Annotated in this window: 9 protein-coding genes; 5 read left to right on the plus strand and 4 right to left on the minus strand. The window is 74.7% G+C overall.

Going from position 1 to position 14,391, the window contains the following annotated elements; translation table 11 throughout:
- Positions 1 to 9 precede the first annotated feature (9 nt).
- The 3 genes from ACWCQ1_RS10250 to ACWCQ1_RS10260 all read right to left on the minus strand — a co-directional run bounded on the left by ACWCQ1_RS10250 (position 10) and on the right by ACWCQ1_RS10260 (position 3,533).
- Positions 10 to 2,001, minus strand: coding sequence for an ATP-binding protein (locus ACWCQ1_RS10250; protein WP_358595998.1), 1,992 nt, complete (start codon positions 1,999 to 2,001; stop codon positions 10 to 12).
- 44 nt (positions 2,002 to 2,045) lie between these two features.
- Positions 2,046 to 2,717 (minus strand): DUF4255 domain-containing protein, encoded by a 672-nt coding sequence (locus ACWCQ1_RS10255; protein WP_133047379.1) that lies wholly within the window; start codon positions 2,715 to 2,717, stop codon positions 2,046 to 2,048.
- 153 nt (positions 2,718 to 2,870) lie between these two features.
- Positions 2,871 to 3,533, minus strand: a complete 663-nt coding sequence (locus tag ACWCQ1_RS10260) for a helix-turn-helix transcriptional regulator (RefSeq protein ID WP_358595805.1) — start codon at positions 3,531 to 3,533, stop codon at positions 2,871 to 2,873.
- Positions 3,534 to 3,802: 269 nt separating this feature from the next.
- Between ACWCQ1_RS10260 and ACWCQ1_RS10265 the strand changes: the two genes are divergently transcribed.
- Positions 3,803 to 6,652, plus strand: coding sequence for an AAA family ATPase (locus ACWCQ1_RS10265; RefSeq protein WP_451026238.1), 2,850 nt, complete (start codon positions 3,803 to 3,805; stop codon positions 6,650 to 6,652).
- Here the strand turns inward: ACWCQ1_RS10265 and ACWCQ1_RS10270 are convergent.
- Positions 6,649 to 11,745 carry a hypothetical protein gene (locus tag ACWCQ1_RS10270; protein ID WP_451026239.1) on the minus strand — a complete coding sequence of 1,699 codons (5,097 nt, stop codon included), beginning with the start codon at positions 11,743 to 11,745 and terminating at the stop codon, positions 6,649 to 6,651. The genes ACWCQ1_RS10265 and ACWCQ1_RS10270 overlap by 4 nt on opposite strands.
- A 228-nt stretch (positions 11,746 to 11,973) precedes the next feature.
- Here ACWCQ1_RS10270 and ACWCQ1_RS10275 point away from each other — a divergent pair, with 228 nt between their 5' ends.
- The 4 genes from ACWCQ1_RS10275 to ACWCQ1_RS10290 all read left to right on the plus strand — a co-directional run bounded on the left by ACWCQ1_RS10275 (position 11,974) and on the right by ACWCQ1_RS10290 (position 14,389).
- Positions 11,974 to 12,387, plus strand: a complete 414-nt coding sequence (locus ACWCQ1_RS10275) for a sortase-dependent protein (protein WP_358595814.1) — start codon at positions 11,974 to 11,976, stop codon at positions 12,385 to 12,387.
- Positions 12,384 to 13,019 carry a class F sortase gene (locus ACWCQ1_RS10280; protein WP_358595817.1) on the plus strand — a complete coding sequence of 212 codons (636 nt, stop codon included), beginning with the start codon at positions 12,384 to 12,386 and terminating at the stop codon, positions 13,017 to 13,019. The genes ACWCQ1_RS10275 and ACWCQ1_RS10280 overlap by 4 nt, the downstream gene beginning before the upstream one ends.
- Before the next feature lie 88 nt (positions 13,020 to 13,107).
- Complete coding sequence (locus tag ACWCQ1_RS10285; protein WP_358595820.1) at positions 13,108 to 13,599, plus strand: RNA polymerase sigma factor; 492 nt, start codon at positions 13,108 to 13,110, stop codon at positions 13,597 to 13,599.
- 340 nt (positions 13,600 to 13,939) lie between these two features.
- Positions 13,940 to 14,389 carry a hypothetical protein gene (locus ACWCQ1_RS10290; RefSeq protein WP_451026240.1) on the plus strand — a complete coding sequence of 150 codons (450 nt, stop codon included), beginning with the start codon at positions 13,940 to 13,942 and terminating at the stop codon, positions 14,387 to 14,389.
- The last annotated feature ends 2 nt before the right edge of the window (positions 14,390 to 14,391 follow it).

A 14,391-nucleotide genomic window follows, 5' to 3' on the forward strand; every position in this document is an offset into this window, starting at 1 on the left:
AGGGCGCCGCTACCAGGCGCCCTCGCCCGGCACCAGACGGCCGGCCTTGCGGTACTCGCGCCGGGCGCCCTCCAGCAGATCGGTCGCGGTGACCAGGTCGCCGCGGCCGGCGGCCAGGTACGCGGCCGTCACCACGGCGCTGCGGATGGAACCGCCCGCCAGCTCGAAGTCGGCCGCCACCGGCCCGAGTTGGACGTCCTCGGCGCACGGCACATGGGACAGGCTGTGCCGCCACAGCGCGAGCCGCTGCTCGGCGTCCGGGAACGGGAAGTCGACCACCAGGTCCAGCCGACGGGTGAACGCCTCGTCGATGTTGGCCCGCAGGTTGGTGGTGAGCAGGGCGATCCCGTCGAAGGACTCCAGCCGCTGGAGGAGATAGGCGCTCTCCATGTTGGCGTACCGGTCGTGCGCGTCCTTCACCTCGGAGCGCTTGCCGAAGACGGCGTCGGCCTCGTCGAAGAGGAGCACGGCGTCCGTGCGGTCGGCCTCGGTGAAGATGCGTTCGAGGTTCTTCTCCGTCTCACCGACGTACTTGTCGACGACCGAGGACAGCTGGACGACATAGAGATCGAGGCCGAGTTCGGCGGCCACGACCTCCGCGCTCAGCGTCTTTCCGGTGCCGGACTCGCCCGCGAACAGACCCAGCACGCCCCGGCCCCGGCCACCACCGGCGCTCAGCCGCCAGTCGCCGAGAACCCGGTCACGGTGCCGGGCACGCAGCGCGAGCTCGCGCAGCTGGGTGAGCGGGCGGTCGGGCAGCACGAGGTCGGTCCAGTCCACGGCCGGGCGGATCCGGCGGGCGTGCTGCTCCAGCCCCGAGGCGGACTGCTGCCGGGCGGCCAGGCGCAGATGGGCGGGGGAGAGCGGGGTCCCCTCGAAGCGGGCCAGGTCGAGAGCGGCCCGCGCCGCCCGGGAGATGTGCTCGCCGGGGAGGTGGTACGGGGCGACGGTGGCCGCCAGATCGAAGCCGTGGACGTTCTCCGCGCCGAGCGCGGCCGTCCAGGCGTCCACCGCCCCCGCGTGCTGCCGGGGCACGTCCAGCACGAGGGGGTCGTGGTCACACCAGTGGGGGTCGTAGGGGCGCGGGGCCGTGATCAGCACGGGTACGTCGGCGGCTGCCACCAACTGCCGTATCAGACCGGCGGGTTGGTCCGGCACCCCGGACACGACCACCGTCAGCCCGCCCAGCCGGGCCTCCCGCAGCAGGTCGGGGACCCGGTCCTCGGGCCCGGAGAAACGCAGGGCGGGGACGCCGGCGGCACGCAGAGCGGCGGCCGCACAAGCGAGCCCGTCGCCCTCACGGCGCTCGCGGAGATAGACGGTGAGCGGGGGGCCCGCGCCGAGGCGGGCGGCCAGCCGTTCGACGAACCGTCCGAACTCGTCCTCGGTCCCGCCGTCCGACGGCGCGCTCAGCGGATGCAGATGCCCGGCGAGCGCCGCGTCGGGGGTGTCGTCGCCGAGAAGGTGGGCGGCCAGACGGTCCGGGACGCGCAAGGAGCGGCCGAGGAAGGGGCGTTCGGGTTCCTCGACCGTGAGGAGACCGAGCGCGGACAGGGGGGCGGCCGGCTGGAACCGGGCCCGTCCGGCCGGGGAGTGGACGGGGACGCCGACCAGGTCCAGGGCGAGCGCGACGGTGGCCCGGCGGCGGCTGACGTCGTCGTTGAGGTAGCCGTACAGCGGCTCGAAGGTGCGGTCCAGGTCGGGCGCGAGGGCGATGAGCAGCAGCATCGCGTCGAGCTCGGTCAGCCCGAGCCGCGCGGACAGCTCGCCCAGCCGGTCGTACGGCTGCTCGGCGGAGTCGGGAAGAGGGAGCCGCACCGGCGGCACCGGCCGCAGCAGATGCCGTACCGCCTCCTCCGACAGATACAGCCCGCGCAGCGGATCGGCCGCCGTCGGATCGTCCGCGGACCGCTGCTCCACGACCAGGGCGACCCGCTCGCGCAGTGCCTGGAGCCGCGCGACGAGGGCGACGGTGGGATCGGTTTCGGCCAACTCGGCCATGTCGTACGGCACGTGGGGCGCCTCGGCCCCCGGGGTACGAGGCGTCACGGTGTCCGGTCCGTGGTGCGGGCCGCCGCTCGGGCCTCCCTGGCTGCCGCCACCTGGGCCGGGCGGTGGGCGCGTTCGTCCGTGACCGGGGCGTCGTCCAGGGTGCGGACGCGGACCGCGGCGCCCTCGGTGACCGGCGGACCGGCGTCGTACTCGGGGTAGGCCGGGAAGGGGGCCGTGACCACCAGGTCCAGGGACGGCTTGAGTTCGCCGCCGAGCGCGGACCAGATCTCGGCAAGCGAGCGGGACTCGGTCTGGATTCCGGCCACCGACAACGGGATCGTCAGGCCCAGCGCGCCGAGCGCGCCCGGGAGTTCGGACGGTCCGATCAGCTCACGCGGGATCAGTGTGGCGAGCACCGCGGACAGCAGCCGGTGTTCGTCCTGCGGCCGCTTCGTCCACGCCGTCACCAGGTACGACAGCCGGAACCAGCGTGGCGGCTGGCGTCGCTTGACGATCACGTCCCGCTCGTCGTGCACGGCGACATGACCCCGCTGCCGGCGGTTGATGTCCTCCCGGATGTCGTACAAGTAGGCGTTGATCGTGGGCGAGTTGCGGCGCGCGGCCCAGTCGCGGGTCGGGGCGTCGAAGGCGACGTCGATGCCCGAGCCGGACAACGCGCCGCCGCTCAGCAGGCCCTTGAGGACCTCGTCCACCTCGTGGATCACCGTCTTGCTCCCGCCCCGCGATGCCCCGCACCGCATGAAACCCGCTGCCGTACCCGATCCTGCCCTCCGTCCCGGCCGTCCGCGCAGGCGCGCGGGGGACGGCTCACGGGCGCACTCCGCTGCCCAAGGGGGCGCAGTGGGCTGCCCGTTCGGTCAGATGTAGCCTTCCCGTAGGGCATGCGCGACCGCGTGCGCCCGGTTGCGCAGATGCAGCCGGGTGGTCAGCCCGTGGATCACGTTCTTGACGGTGCGTTCGGAGTAGGACAGCTTGCCGGCGATCTCTCCGGTGTCGAGGCCCTCGGCGACCAGACGCAGCACGTCGACCTCGCGCGGGGTCAGTCCCGAGGACGGTCCGCCGGGCCGTCCGGCCGCGCTGCGGTGCAGGGTCCCCACCTGGTTGATCAGCCGGCCCAGCAGGTCGGCGGGCAGATCGCCGTCGCCGCGCGCCGCCGCGAGCACGGCCTGCACCAGCCGGGTGGAGGTGGCCTCGTGCCGCCAGACGATGGCGCCGACCCCGCACTCGATCACGTCGAGCAGTTCGCTCTCGCGCAGGGAGCCGACGACGAGCACCGCCCGTGCCCCCTCACTGCGCACCAGCCGGCGCAGCCGGGTCAGCGCGGTCTCGTCGAGCGCGTCGCCGACGAGCAGCGCCACCGTGCCGGGGCCGGACTCCTCGCGCAGGTCGATCTCGGGGTACCGGCGCAGCTGGCCGGTCGCCCCCTCGCGCAGGATCGGGTCGGAGGCGAGCACCGCCACGGGTATCCGCTCGGGCACTTCGGCCGTACCGGAGCGTGTGGTCCGCGATGAGCTGAGCAAGCGTTTCCCCTATGTCCACGTGCACGCAACCTCTGGGGGGTTGGTGACAGGCGTGCGTTTCCCACACTCGTGTGACGGGTGGGGCGGCCGCAATCGTGGAGGACCACGAGCAGCACCACGAGATCGGCCGTACGACTACCACGACGGCGGCCGGCCGCCCGGTTCCGCGAGGGCCGGATCCGGCCGCCGTGGGACTTGTCACGCCACCGCCGCGGGACGAGGGCCGTCCTCGACTGCGGAACACGTCCGGTCCGAGCAAGGAGGCAGGCATGGCCCTAGCACAGGGTGAGCAGCCGCGCGAACACCGGGAAGCCGCCGCGCTGTTGGCGGACGCCGCGGCGCGCGCCCGCACCGGGGCGGGCGGTCTGGTGCTGCTGCGCGGCGCCACCGGCACCGGCCGGACCACCGTGCTGGAGGCCGCCGCCGAGGCCGCCGCCGCGCACGGCATGCGGGTGCTGCGCGCCCGCTGCGCCCCCGCCGACGCCGCGGTGCCCTTCGCCGCCGTCTTCCAACTCCTCGGCCGGGTGACGGGGTTCGACGCGGCCGACACCGAACGCGAGCAGGGCGCCGTGCTGCAAAGGGCGTTGGACGCCCGCGCCGAACGCTCGCCGCTGCTGGTCGCCGTGGACGACGTCCACCTCGCCGACGCGCCCTCGTACCGCTGGCTGGTGGAGTACGCCCGCCATGTGGACCGATTAGCCCTGCCGATCCTGTTGGCCGTCACCGAGCGCAGCCAGTACGACGTCGAACTGCCCGCGCCGGGCTTCACCCACACCCTCTCGCCGGCCCTCGTCGGCACCCACACCCTCGCCCCGCTCACCCCGGAGTCGGCGGCCGCCCTGGTGCGCGCCGAGTTCCCCGGCGTGGCCGCGTCCTGGGTGGACGACTGCGTCCGGGCCGGCGCGGGCAGCCCCCTGCTGCTGCGGGCCCTCCTCGACGATCTGCGGGCGTCGAGCGAGCCCGCGTCCGTGCCGGAGAGCTGCGCCGCGCTGTATCCGGGGGCGTATCCGGCGGCCGTGTCCTGGTGGCTGGACAGCGCCGGTCCGGGCACCGCGGAGGTGGCCCGCGTCCTGGCCGTGCTCGACGAGGGCTGGGACCACAAGGGGCCGTCCCGAACGGGCCGTGCGTACACGGATCTGGGCGAGGTGCGCGGCGCCTTCAGCGGCTCAGACGAGCGGTGGGAGCGCTCCGCCCCCGAGTTCGGCCGTGTCCCCGAGCGGCTCGGCGCCCTGCTCGCCGAGCTGGCCGGGGCCGACCCCGCCCGGGTGGTGGGCTGGCTCACCGCCATGACCGGGCTCGGTCTGCTGCGCCCCGACGGCCACGGCCGCCCGCGCTACGGCCATCCGCTGCTGCGGGACGCCGTGCTCACCGGCGTGCCCGTGTCCCGGCGGCGGGCCGCGCACCGTACGGCCGCCGAGACCATGCTGCACCGCGGCGCCCCCGTCGAACCCGTGGCCCGGCAACTGCTGCTGGCGGACCCGGTGCACGCCCCCTGGGCCTCGACCGTACTGCAGGACGCCGCCTCGTTCGCCCTGCGCGACGACCGCGCCGAGGACGCGGTGGCCTTTCTGCGCCGGGCCCTGGACGAGCCGCTGGCCGACGAGCGCCGGCAGCGGCTGCTGACCGAACTGGGCTCCCTGGAGGTCGCCGACCGCACATCCTCGGCCGGCATCCCCCGGCTCACCCAGGCGCTGCGGCTGCCCGGCACCCCGCAGGACCGGGTGCGCGCGGCGATCGCCCTCGGTACCGCGCTCGCCGGGCGCGGCCGGCCCCGCGCCGCCGTGGACGTCCTGCGCTCCGTCGGCGAACAGCTCGCCGACCGGCCCGAACTCGCCGCCACTCTGCAGAGCGCCTCCGCCCTGCTCTCCGAACAGGACCAGACGGTCCGCCGCGAGGTGTACCGCGAGCTGTGCGACACCGCGGAGAACGCGCCGGAGCTGCTCGGCCCGGCCACCCGGGCCCTTCTCGTCCGGTACGCGGCCACCGCCGGACTGACCTCGGCGGCCGAGGCGATGCACCGGGTGCGCGCCCTGCTCGCCGAGCCCGCCGACCCGCTGACCGAGCCCTTCCTGCTGGGCACGGCCGCCGCCCTCGCCCAGTGGGCCGACGAACTCGACGAGGCGGAACGGCTGGTGGAGCGCGGCCTGGCCGGCCAGCGCCCCGGGCTGCTGCACCCGATGCACCAGGCGCTGCTCAGCACCCGCGACGACATCGCGGCGGCCCGCGGCGAGTTCGGGCGCCTCCCGGCCGAACCGCCCGTGCTGCCCGCCACCGGCCCCTCCAACGCGCACGCCCACATCCTGCTGGCGCTCGTGGAGACCGGCCGCGCGGCGGAGGCGCAGCGCCTCGCGGACGGCTTCGACCTGCGCGAGGCCCCGGACAGCTGGGAGTTGAACCGCTTCCTGTACGCGCGTGGGGTGCAGCGCGCCGCCGCGGGCGATCCGGCGGGGGGCTTGCACGACTTCATGGAGTGCGGGCGCCGTCAGTCGGCGCGCGAGGTGGTCAGTCCGGTCGTCACCCCGTGGCGGTCGGCCGCCGCCGAGTGCTGGTTCGCCCTCGGCAACCCGAAGGAGGCCCTCGCCCTGGCCGAGGAGGAGCTGCGGCTGGCCCGCGAATGGGGCACGCCCCGCACGGTGGGCCGTGCCCTGCGCACCCTCGGCTCCGTCACGGGCGGCCGCCGGGGCCTGAAGCTGACCGAGGAGGCCGTACGACTGCTGCGGGACGCGCCCGCCGCGACGGAACCGGAGCTGGCGGCCGCGCTGCTGGCGCAGGGCCGGCTGCTGACCGCCGCCGGGGAGCGCGGCAGGGCCCGGGAGTGTCTGCGGGAGGCGGCCGAACGTGCCGAAAGACTGGGCGCGTTGCGGCTGCGGGAGCTCGCCGAGGAGGCGCTGCGCGAGGGCGGCGCACGTCGCCCCGCCCTCGTCCGCACCGGCTCGGGCTCCCTCACCGGCAGCGAGCTGCGCATCGCCCGCCTCGCCGCCGACGGCCGCACGAACACCGAGATCGCCGGGCTGCTGCACCTCGCCCGGCGCACCGTGGAGACCCATCTCACCAGCGCCTACAAGAAGTTGGGCATCCGGCGGCGCGGCGAGCTGAAAGAGGCGCTGAGCGCCGACTAGGGGGCCGGCGGGGGCGGCGGCGCGACCGTCGCCGTGACGCCCAAGTGGTTGTCGGGGTCCTGGAGTCGCGCGCCCTCCGTCGTCAGCATGCGGCGGACCATCGGCTCCGGCATACGGATCACCACCGGCGTCGGCAGGGTCAGCTCGCGCACCGCCGTGTTCGTACGGCCGCTGCGGACCCGGTTGGTCACCTTGGCCACCACCCTGACGTCCAGCGTGAACTGGACCAGGACCGCCTTCATCTTCGGCTTGTGCAGCGGCATCGAGCCCGCCGAGTTGGCCGCGGCGTCCGAGACACCGCCCGATCCGCCCGTATTGGCCATCAGCTGGTTGAGCCGGAACTCGTCCGCGTTGAGCAGCCCCGCGCCGCCGAGCGCCCGGGCCTGTCTGCCGTGCTCGGCGGAGCTCACGCCGTCGGTCTGGGTGGGCCGGGGCGCCTGGAGGTGGCTCTGGCCCACCGTCTCGAACGTCATCGTGTCACCCAGGCCCAGCACCCGCCCGTCCCGCATCCGCGCGTGCAGGGAGGCCCGCAGGTCCTGCCCCTCCGCGCCGGAGGCGTGCACCGGCGGCAGGCCCACGCCGGCGGAGGTGAGCAGCGGCAGCGCGGCGATCATCCACTCGGTGGAGACGGCCTCGTTGAGCGCGTACGCGGCGGCCTGTCCCTTGTCCCGGAACCGCTCGCCGCCGCCCGCCTGCCGGACCGCCGCGGTCACCAACTCCCGTACCCTGGGCGCCCCTTGGAAGCCGTTGACCTGCGCCTCCATCGGCAGCCGCACCCCGCCCGCGTGCCAGGAGCCGAGTCCGGACGGGCCGTCGTCGCGTGGGCCCCGCACCGGGGGCGCCGTGGCCCGCACCGGTGCGGTCACCCGGCTCAGCGCGGCCAGGTCCTTGTGCAGCACACGGTGGGTCAGCGCCAGGTTGTCCATGCGGGCCAGCGCCAGCCGGGTACCGCCCTTGTACAGTTCGAGGCTCGCCCGCACCGGCAGCCGCATCCTGGCGGACGGCGCGGACTTCGCCTCGGCGACCGTCTTCATGCCGAGCTGGCCACGGCTCGCCGCACCGCTGCGCCGTGAGTCGCCGGAGGCGTAGCCGACGCCCGCCGCGCCGCCGGTGCTCTTCAACTGCCCGGCACCCCCGTCCGGTTTGCCCGATCCGGCGAGGACGCCCTCGACGCCGGTCACCGTGCCCTCGTCGTGGGAGACGGCCTGCTGGGAGACGGCCGCGGTGATGTACTCCATGTCCCGGCCGTCGCCCGCGTCGCCCGTGTACGCGCCCTCGCCCCTGCGGTCGACGCGGAACACCGCCCAGTAGGGCGTCCTGCGGCCGTCGAGCAGTTCCACCGTGACCCCGCCGTCCATGGCGCTGGACAGCAGCCCGGCCGAGCCGTCCCGGTCCAGGACGCGCAGCAGCCGCTGCACGTTGTCGTTGCGGTCCTTGAGCTGCTGCCGGGGCAGCAGGTCGTCGGCGACGTCCTGGTGCCGGTTCCGGACCAGGTCGGACCGCAGCCGTCCCAGCAGCGGCACGAAGTCCGGCAGGTCCTCGACCATGCCGAAGCCGAGGGGCAGCCCGCTGCCGAAGCCGGGTCGATCCGTCCGCGAGGACGCGGGTCCACCGCTGCTCCGGGCCGGCGCGGACGAGGACGTACCCGCGGTGGCCCGCGCCCGTTCGGCGGCCATCCGGGAACTCTCCGCCCTGCTCGCGCCCGGCGCCGCCGGGGGGCGCATGACGAGGTCGGCGTCGGCGTCGAGGTTCAGCTGCCGCCTGATCCGCTGCGGCAGCTGTGCCTCCGTCAGCCACACCGCCGCAGCGCCCGGCAGCGTGCGGGCGCCCTGGCTCACATAGGGGCCGCCGCCGGTGACCTTGACCTCCGCGACCATGTTGACCAGCACATCGCACTGGACCAGATACAGCGGGGCCTTCTTCGGCGTGTGCGCGTTGCGCTCCACCGTGCCGGACAGCGCGGCGGCCCGGCTGTCACCGTGGCCCGTGGTGCGGAACGTCGACAGCCCCTGCCCGGTGCGCCACTCGGGGCCGTTCTCGGAGCCGGTCGCCCCGAACTGCACGGTGCTGGTGGTCCCTTGGCCCACCTGACCGGCGGACTGGTGGCCGCCCAGGATGAAGGTCTCGGTGCCCGGCCCCTCGCCCTTGTGCACGAACTTCGGGTTGGCCAGCGTCAGCCGGGTGCCGACCGCGCCGTTGAGGGCCGCGAGCCGGCGCGGATAGCGGAGGTTCTTCACCACCCAGCCGGAGGACGCGGCCTGCCTCAGGGCCGCCTTGACCGCCCGCTCGCCGAACCGGTCCTCCAGTGCCAGCCGGGGCGCGAGCCCCTCCGTCGCCAGCGCCGGATCCTCTCGCAGCCCCTTGTTGCGGGCCGCGGCCTGCGCCAGCAGCTGGAAGGCGAGCGCCCGGACCGGCTCCGAGTCGAGGTTCTCCACCAACTGCCAGTCGCGCAGCGCCCGCCCGGTGGACGGCCGCGGGGTGATCGAGGCCAGGTCGCCGATGCCCTCGGCGTTGAAGGCGTGATCCGGGGCGGGCGCCTGCGCCCTGCGCGCCCCCGCCACCGCGTCCCGCCGGTCCCGGCCCTCCTGGTCCAGCGTGAACTCCGCCGGGGTGAGCAGCCGTACGTCCTGCGGCTCCATGTGCAGCCCCGCCAGCAGCTTGGCGTCCGGCGCGTCCTGGCCGGGCGAGCCGACGCTGAGGCCGCGTGCGAGCTTGCGGGGCCGGGAGGTCATGGTGACGTCCACGTGCATGCTCAGGGCCGCCGCGAAGGCGCTCGCGGTCTCCGAGCCGTTGGTCAGGATGTCCGAACGGCCCGTGGGTCCCGCCTGGTTGCGGCGGGTGCCGGTGCTGTGCCTCTCGTAGCGGGCCGCGCCGGTCAGCGCCCCCGGGATCAGCCGGGCCTGTCCGAGGACCAGACCGCCGATCGAGCGCGAACTGCTGCGCCCGCTGGTCGAGTTGCTGGTGACGCCGGAGTGGGCGCGCACCATCCAGTCCTTGATGTCACCCTGGTACTCGGCGTCCGACATCTCGCCCTTGACGAGGAGTTGCACGTCGTGCGAGTGCAGGGAGGTCTTGCGGCGCAGCCGCACCCGGATGCCGGTGGACAGCAACTGGTCCTTGTTGACCCGGAGGTTGGTCTCCGACAGGACGGTCATCAGCTCGCGGTAGTTGCGGCGCTGGGCCTCGGCCTCCTCGTCGCTGGTCCGCAGGGCCGGCGGAGTGGCGCCGAGGGCCGGCAGATAGCCCGCCAGCCTCGGGTCGGTGGCGAACAGCTCCCGCACGGCCCGAACCATGGGCCCGGTGTCGAGCCGGCTCAGCGTGACACTCGATCCCTTCGCGCCGTACGGGAGATGGCGCTCGACCTCCGCCTCCTCGCCGTTCTCGTCGGTCCGCCGGGGCTTCTCGGCGAACGGCCCGGCGTTGGTGCCCTGCGGCAGCGGCAGGCCCAACTCCTGTGCCTCGTCGGCCCGCAGGCTCATCCACACGTTCATCGAGTGGGTGGCGACCCGGCGCCCGGGATTCAGGATGTGCTCGGCCGAGCGCGGGCCCGTGCCCTCCGCGGTGAACAGCACCGTCCCGAAGTACAGCACCTTCTCGCCCCGCACCTCCGCGCCCTGCCGGGTGGAGACGGTCTGCTCGGTCACGCTGAAGCGGGCCTTGCGGGCCGCCGCGACCGGCATCGCGGTCCCCCGCACCACGGCCGCGTTGCCCGCCGCGCCGACACCGATCGCCGGGCCCAGACCGGCGGCTACGGCCCGGCCCTTGCCCGCGGACTCGGTCACCGTGTGCTGGGTCTGCTGATGGGTGCGCAGCTGGGTCTTGCCGGTGCCCCAGGCGGGGGAGAGGCCGGTCAGCGCCGCCCGCAGGTGGTAACTGCCCGCCGTCTTCCCGTCCTTGGACTGCAGGTCCTCGCCGACCACGCCATCGCGCAGCAGCCGGGGCATGTCCTCCAGCACGGTCGCCGTGGCGGTCGCCTCGTACAGCCGGGCCCGGCCCGGCGCGCCCGGCGCGGTGAGCGAGGGGTGCAGCACGGAGGCGACCGCGTCGAAGAGCCCACGGCCGCTCTGGTGCGGGGCCGCCGTGTCGGTGATCGCGACCGGGGCCAGGGAGTCGGCGAGCGAGACGCTGTGCGCGGTGTCCGCGGCGAGCGGCCGCCCGGGCGCCGGTGCGCCCGTGCCGACCGGGACCAGATGCTCGGTCGGCACCCGCTGGGTGAGCGTCCCCTTGTCCCGGAAGGTCTGCGTCTCCTCGGTGCCGGTCTTGTGCACCCGTACCTCGTAGACCACCTTGCGGTGGACCTCGACCGAGCCCTTGTCGCTGCGCAGGACGCGCGGCTCGGCCACGTTCCTCTGGTGCCGGGACTCCCGCGAGGACTGCCAGGGCTGGACGTTGCCGGTGGTGGCGCCGCCGACCCACAGGCCGGGCGCCACGGGAGCCAGCCCGAACGCCAGCCCGCCGACGCCCTTGGAGGACGAGCCGCCGGCCGTACTGCTCACCGTGGCCGCGGTGTTGTGCTGGACGTCGACCTTGGTGTCCTTGCCCTCCGGATCCTCCAGCTCGGCCACCTCGTCGGTGCCGGAGACGGCGGCGGCCGGCAGGTCCTTGGAGCGGAAGACGGGCGGCCGGTCGTCGGGGGCCCGGCGGACGGCGACCGTGACGTCGTACCACTCCTTGCCGGTGCGGCCCCGCACGGCGAAGGCGCGGCCCTGTCCGAAGAAGCTCTCCGGCCGTCCGGCCAGTTCGGCCGCGATGTCACCGACCGTGCCGTCGGCGTGCCCCACCGCGGCGGCCACGGCGTGCCGCACGAACTCGTGCCCGGTCAGCCCGTACGCCGTCGACAGCCCGGCCGCCTCCAGCCCCATCAGGTACGACGGCAGCTCGAACCCGGCCTCGGCGCGCTCCTCGATGCCCGGCAGTGCGGGCCGGGAGCGATCGGTGCGCGCCCGCCGCACCGCCCGGGCCGTGGCCGCGTTCCCCGCGGACTGCTGGAAGGCGAGCAGGGGATGGGCGGGTGGTCCGGCGGTGCGGGGCGCCGGGGGCGCCTGCTGGGAAGTGCCGGTTCTGCCGTCCCGTGGCTGCTGCTGGTTCCACACGGCCTCAACGTAATCAAGGCACACGCACGGCAGACGCCCCTTGGGCCACCCCGGTCCCATTCGCCGCGCCCACGCCATCGGTGGGCCAACTCCCGTACATCTGAAGGACATTCGACGACTTTGCCAGCTCTTTACAACCCACTCCCGTGCTGTCTCGTCTCTCCGCTCGATCCACGCCACAGCCCGCCCGGCCCGACCGCCGGGCGGACCGACGAAAGAGAGCGATTCATGCGCCGAACCGGCCTCAGTGCCATGGTGATCGCGGCCACCGCCGTCCTGGCGGGCGCGGTGCCCGCGTTCGCCGCGGGGACGTCCGCGACCCCGAGCCCCACCGAGCGGGCCACCACCGCTCCCAGCGCCGTCCCGACCAAGACCCGTCCGGCCGGCCAGGAGCCCAGCGCCGTCCCCACCAAGCGCCGTCCCGGCACCCTGGCCCCGAGCCCCGTCCCGAGCCGGGTGCCCTCGGGCGGCCAGGTCTCCGTCGTGCCGAGCGGCGCGCCGAACACCGGCGTGGCGACCACCTCGGACTCCTCGAACACGGGCGCGCTGATCGGCGGGGGCGCCGCCGTGGCCGTCGTCGTGGGCGGCGGCGCGGTCTTCCTCCTGCGCCGTCGGCAGGCGAACGGGGCGAACGGGGAATGAGCCGCCTCTCCGGGCGCGCCCTCGCCGGCCTCGCGCTGGCCGCGCTGCTCGTGGGCTGCGGCGGCCCCGGAGCCACGACCGGAAGCGCCCCGCAGGGGAGTTCCGAGAGCACCTCGTCCTCGGCGTCGTCCTCGTCCTCGGCGCCGCCCGCCGCGAAGCAGGTGCCGGCGGTGGGGCGATCCGTCCCGGTCGGGCTCCGGATACCGGCCATCGGGGTCGACACCCCGGTGATGAAGCTGGGGCTGGCCGCCGGCGGGACCGTACAGGTGCCGCCGATCCAGGCGCACGACCGGGCGGGCTGGTACGAGAACTCGCCGACGCCGGGACAGACCGGACCGTCGGTGATCCTCGGTCATGTCACCGTCGGCGCCTACGGGGACGGCGTCTTCCGCCACCTCGGGGAACTGCGCCGGGGCGAGCGGATCGAGGCGCGCCTGGAGAACGGCACCACTGCGGTGTTCACCGTGACGGACATACGGACGGTGGCCAAGGCGGACTTCCCGACCAAGGAGGTGTACGGGAACGTGGACCGGCCGGAGCTGCGCCTGATCACCTGCGGCGGGGAGCGCACCGGTGACGGCTACCGCGACAACGTCATCGTCTTCGCGGTACTGACCGGCACCGGCCACTGACCACCGACCGGAACCCGGGCCCGCGGAACGTACGCCGCAGGCCCGGGCTCTTCCTCCACGAGTGACCCCCCACGAACCCGGGAGAACGTTGAAACGGTCCCGCGAGAAGGCCGCGTCCGAGCTGTTCGCCGCCCTCTATCCGCGTCTCGCCGGCTGGTGCCGCCGTCTCGTCGACGACGACGAGACGGCCCACGAGATCGCCTCGGAGGCGTTCACCCGGCTGTGGGCGCGCTGGACGGCCGTCACCGAACCGCGCGGCTTCCTCTACGTCACCGCGGCCAACCTCGTCCGGGACCACTGGCGCAAGCTGGAGCGCGAGCGCCGGGCCGTGCGGCGCGCCACCAACGAGGTCGCGGTGAGCGCGCCGACCGAACAGGCGGACCCCTCGGTGCGGCTGCTCGTGCAGTCCCTGCCCGAACGCCTGCGCGTGCCGATCCTGCTGCACTACTACGCTGACATGCCGATCCGGGAGGTGTCCGTGCTGACCGGACGCAAGGAGGGAACCGTCAAGGCCGACCTGCACGCCGCCCGTGAACTGCTCCGCGCCCACCTGAGGAGAAGCGTTGACCACACACTCTGACGAGGGCCCGGACTCCAACCACGAGAACGAGCGCCCTCACTTTGGCGCCGAGAGCACCGGAAAGGGCTCCGGCAATGAAAACGCCGGGCGGAGCTCCGGGGCGGAGGACACTGATCGGGGCTCTGGGTTCGGGGATGCCGGGCGGGGCTTCGGTTCTGCGGGCGGCGGACGGGATTTCGATGCCGAGGGCACCGGGTGGGGCTTCGGGGGTGAGGGGGCCGGGCGGGGTTTCCAGGCTGCGTATGCCGACGGCCCCGGGGGCGATTTCCCCGGTGGGCGGCGGGAGTTCGGCTTCGGTGGCGATGAGCACGTAAACCTGGACTCCGACGACGAGCTCACCGTGCTTCTACGCCCGCCGGCCGAGTACCTCGGCCCGCCCCCCGGTCGTTACGAGGCGATCCGGCGTGGTGCGTCCCGGCGGCGTCTGCTGCGCGCGGCCGCCGGTGCGGCACTGACGTGCGGAGTGGCGGCTCTGGTGATCCTGCCCCTGCGCCTGACGGCCTCCGACGCCCCATCCTCCCCGACGGTTCCGATGGCCCCGCCCCGGGTCAGCAGCACCTCCGCCCCACCGTCCCGTACTCCCACCCCCGAGCCGTCGAGCGCCACACCCGGCCCGGACCGGCGCACCCTCGTCCCGAGCGTGCCGCCCACCACCAGCGACCGCACCAGCCCCTCCACCGCCCCCTCCGCCGCGACGCGCACCCAACTCCCCTCGGCCCGCCCGTCCAAGACCCGCTCCGACGTCCGGGCGACCCCGACGAGCGTGCCCTCCGCCGTGGAGGGCCGCTGACC

This window comes from Streptomyces sp. NPDC002144, from assembly GCF_053593695.1.